General features: G+C 58.7%; 4 protein-coding genes and 1 tRNA gene. 2 read left to right on the top strand and 3 right to left on the bottom strand.

Annotated elements, in window-relative coordinates:
• Positions 1-161: 161 nt before the first annotated feature.
• Positions 162-458 (top strand): hypothetical protein, encoded by a 297-nt coding sequence (locus IEX32_RS20210; RefSeq protein ID WP_188773331.1) that lies wholly within the window; start codon positions 162-164, stop codon positions 456-458.
• Positions 459-939: 481 nt separating this feature from the next.
• Here IEX32_RS20210 and IEX32_RS20205 read toward each other — a convergent pair whose 3' ends face one another.
• Positions 940-1,398, bottom strand: a complete 459-nt coding sequence (locus IEX32_RS20205; RefSeq protein WP_188773330.1) for a hypothetical protein — start codon at positions 1,396-1,398, stop codon at positions 940-942.
• A 127-nt stretch (positions 1,399-1,525) separates the two neighbouring features.
• The gene (locus IEX32_RS20200) at positions 1,526-1,786 is read right to left on the bottom strand and encodes a hypothetical protein (RefSeq protein ID WP_188773329.1); all 261 of its coding nucleotides are present in this window, start codon (positions 1,784-1,786) and stop codon (positions 1,526-1,528) included.
• A gap of 32 nt (positions 1,787-1,818) precedes the next feature.
• Between IEX32_RS20200 and IEX32_RS21155 the strand changes: the two genes are divergently transcribed.
• Positions 1,819-2,766, top strand: coding sequence for a recombinase zinc beta ribbon domain-containing protein (locus tag IEX32_RS21155; RefSeq protein ID WP_373285476.1), 948 nt, complete (start codon positions 1,819-1,821; stop codon positions 2,764-2,766).
• On the opposite strand, the gene IEX32_RS20185 is transcribed toward IEX32_RS21155, so the two are convergent.
• A tRNA-Met gene (locus IEX32_RS20185) sits at positions 2,723-2,799 on the bottom strand. The two genes, IEX32_RS21155 and IEX32_RS20185, sit on opposite strands and share 44 nt — an antisense overlap.
• Positions 2,800-3,091: the final 292 nt, after the last annotated feature.

Raw genomic sequence — 3,091 nt, 5'->3', positions numbered from 1 at the left:
GCGTCATTAATCAACCACGATCTGGCTTCTACCCGGCCGGGATCAAATCGGAATGATGGCCGGGATCAGATTGGAATAGCCGACCGGGATCGTCGGAATCCGCACGATGAACTGCTGCCGTGGAATTGGGCTCCGCTGACACCCATCGCCGAGGCAGCCTGATGCCCACCGTCAGGCATGTGTTTACGCTCGATTATGTCGCTGGCATCCTCGATGAACACCCTGATCTCATCGATGCCATCGTCAGCAACGACGATAATCTCTCTTACGGCTCCATCATCACGGTTTGCGCTGGGCCAGACAACTATCTGTCGGCAATCACTGACGACGGTATCGACGAATTACGCGACCTTATCGCCGATGCTCGCCGCTCACCTGAAGAATGGGATGCCTTCCTGCGATCCGTCGTCGATGACCCGGGAACCATCGAAAACATCAAGGCACATAAGCCGCGGTAACAATCGGGCGGTTACAATTTAAGGGAGTCTGGCATAACACCTGCGGCGTTTGCGAGCATGCCATCCTCGGAGACGATGGCATAACCTTCAATGCGATGAGTATGGCGCATGGAAATCATTTTGCGGCTAATCACCTGAATCTGAAATTCGCATCATTGTCTTTTGGTAGAACCGTTTGACGGATACGAGCACCAGTTCAGGCATTGCAGCAATCACGGTCGGTGTGTCTCAGTCCGAACAGTGCTATGGATCAATTGACCGCGAGAGGGCCGGCTTTCACTTAACCCATTGATTATATTGGTTTAGGTTGCTCGCAACCAACTTTACTTGCTGTTTGCCGCCAAGGGGCTGATCGCGCGCCAAATGACTCGCAGATAACGAAAAAGCAGCGCGGACCCGAAGGTCCGCGCTGCCGCGCGAAGGAGCGCGAAGGGGGATATGGCGCTCCTGCTGAAGCAAACCCTATCGCGAACTCCAACGGTTAAAGCTCACGACCCACATCCTGGCCTCGGCTGCGGCGCGGGCGCTTCGGGCCACGGTCGGGCTTGGGAGCGGCCTGCTCCCGACCGGCTTCGACGCTGTACCACGGCGGCTCTCGTTCGCGATCGTACTCCTCGCGTAAAATCCTGTTGTGCTCGTTGATCTCGCGGCGCAGCTCCGGCGCGGGGCGGCCCTCCCGGTCAATGACAGGTGCGGGCGAAGCCAAGCCGACCATGTGCTCGATCTCGTCGAGAACGGACAGCCCCTTCGGCGTGACGACATTCTCGGCCTTGCGGGGCGGGAACAGCCCGGCTCCATAGACGGTGCCGGAATTATGCCAGGCGTCGGCTTCGGCGCGGGCGCGCTTCTTCACGTAAAGGGTGAATCTGAGATTCCTGTCGTCGGCGCGCCAGTGAGTGTCGGAACGGGCGGGACTGTCGTTCTTGCGCGTATCGGTCATACGGGCCTCCTTGTTTCAGGCCAGCGGATGCTTCCGCTGACAAGGCCCGTGTAGCGCGGCGATGCCACGCCGTTCCTCGCGCCAACCTCGCCCGCGCTGCCTGCGACGCAATGTTGCGCATAAAGCGTTACGCGCAAGAATGGAGAAACTGCGGGGCAACGGCCACCAGCTTGCCGCGAAGCTCGCGCTCGACATACCCGGCGATAACCTTCACCGCAAAATCATCGGGCGATAATTGCGGTGTAGGGTCGGCATGAATGCCAAGGAAGCTGCGGTAGCCTGTTGCGCTTAAGAACGGCTTGTCGGAATCGACGACATGCGCGGAAAATCCCGGCCAGTAGCCGAACGAGGCCCCTATGCCGAATACGCCTTCAAGTTCGATCCGCACACGCATACGGCCATGTTCGATGATGAAGCTTTATCGGGCGGCTCGTCTGGAACCGGCTGCGCTATATCAAGGACCCGGACACCGGTAAGCGTGTTTCGCGCCTTAATCCCGAAAGCGACTGGATCGTCAAGGACGTGCCGGAGCAAAGGATCATCGATGTTGATCTCTGGCAGGCGGTGAAGGAGCGCCAGCAATCGCTGGACGTGAAGTCCTCGAAGGCGATGGGTATGTGGGACAGGCGGCGTCCGCGCTATCTCTTCTCCGGCCTGATGAAGTGCGGGGAACGCGGCGGCGGTTATTCGAAAATCTCGCAAAATCATTTCGGCTGCTCGACCGCGCGCAACAAAGGCACCTGCGCCAATCGCCGCACTATCCATCGCGCGGTTCTGGAAAGCGCAGTGCTGGATGGTTTGCAGCATCACCTGATGGACCCTGAGCTCGCGGAAATCTTTGCCGATGAATATACGCGCCACGTCAACAGGGTGCGCATGGACAAGAACGCGTCGCTTGAGAGCTACCGCCGCGAGCATGCAAAGGCCGATAAGGAACTCGACAAGCTCGTCGATGCGATCTGCGACGGCATTCCAGCCGCGAAGGTCAAAGACCGTATGTGGGAGCTTGAGAACCGCAAGGCGGAACTCGAACGGCTGCTCGCAGAAACCGATGAAGAGCCCGTCTATGTCCACCCGAAGATGGGATCGGTCTACCGCGATGAAATCAGGAATCTCGTGACGGCACTCAATAGCGAGGATGCCCGTAGCGAAGCGGCGGAGATCATTCGCGGCCTTGTAGACCGGATCGTCCTCACGCCCGACACGGATGCGCCCAAAGGCCTGTCCATAGACCTGCAAGGCGCGCTCGCGGGCATCCTAAGTCTTTCGCAGAAAAGCAAAAAGGCCTCCGCCCCGAAGGAAGAAGACCTTTTGCAAGTAAAGTTGGTTGCGGGGGTAGGATTTGAACCTACGACCTTCAGGTTATGAGCCTGACGAGCTACCGGGCTGCTCCACCCCGCGTCACCATGTTCGGGCTGTCTGTGTTCAGCCCGGCAGCAGATTGTTTGTTGGTTCATTCCGACGTTGTCGGCCTGACCGGCGGGCTGCTCCACCCCGCGTTATCATGTATTTTGCGTTCGCCTGGAACGCGAAGAGGGCCCTTTGCCGGGGCCCTCTTGAGGGCGTTTGCCCTTGTCATTGTGATGGGTTTTTTCAGCGAAGCGCGCCGGCTTCAATGCCTGGCGACGTCCTACTCTTCCGACGCTTGAGCGTAAGTACCATTGGCGCTGTCAGGTTTCACGGCCGAGTTCGA

The organism is Novosphingobium endophyticum (genome assembly GCF_014640675.1).
GTDB classification, from domain to species: Bacteria; Pseudomonadota; Alphaproteobacteria; order Sphingomonadales; family Sphingomonadaceae; genus Novosphingobium; species Novosphingobium endophyticum.
Note: the sequence above shows the minus strand (reverse complement) of the source record. Positions and strands in the feature narration are given on the sequence as shown.

Bases quoted from the DNA above. Each gene is read 5' to 3' on its own strand.
- IEX32_RS20210 (WP_188773331.1), top strand. From the start codon at position 162: ATGCCCACCGTCAGGCATGTGTTTACGCTCGATTATGTCGCTGGCATC.
- IEX32_RS20205 (WP_188773330.1), bottom strand. From the start codon at position 1,398: ATGACCGATACGCGCAAGAACGACAGTCCCGCCCGTTCCGACACTCAC.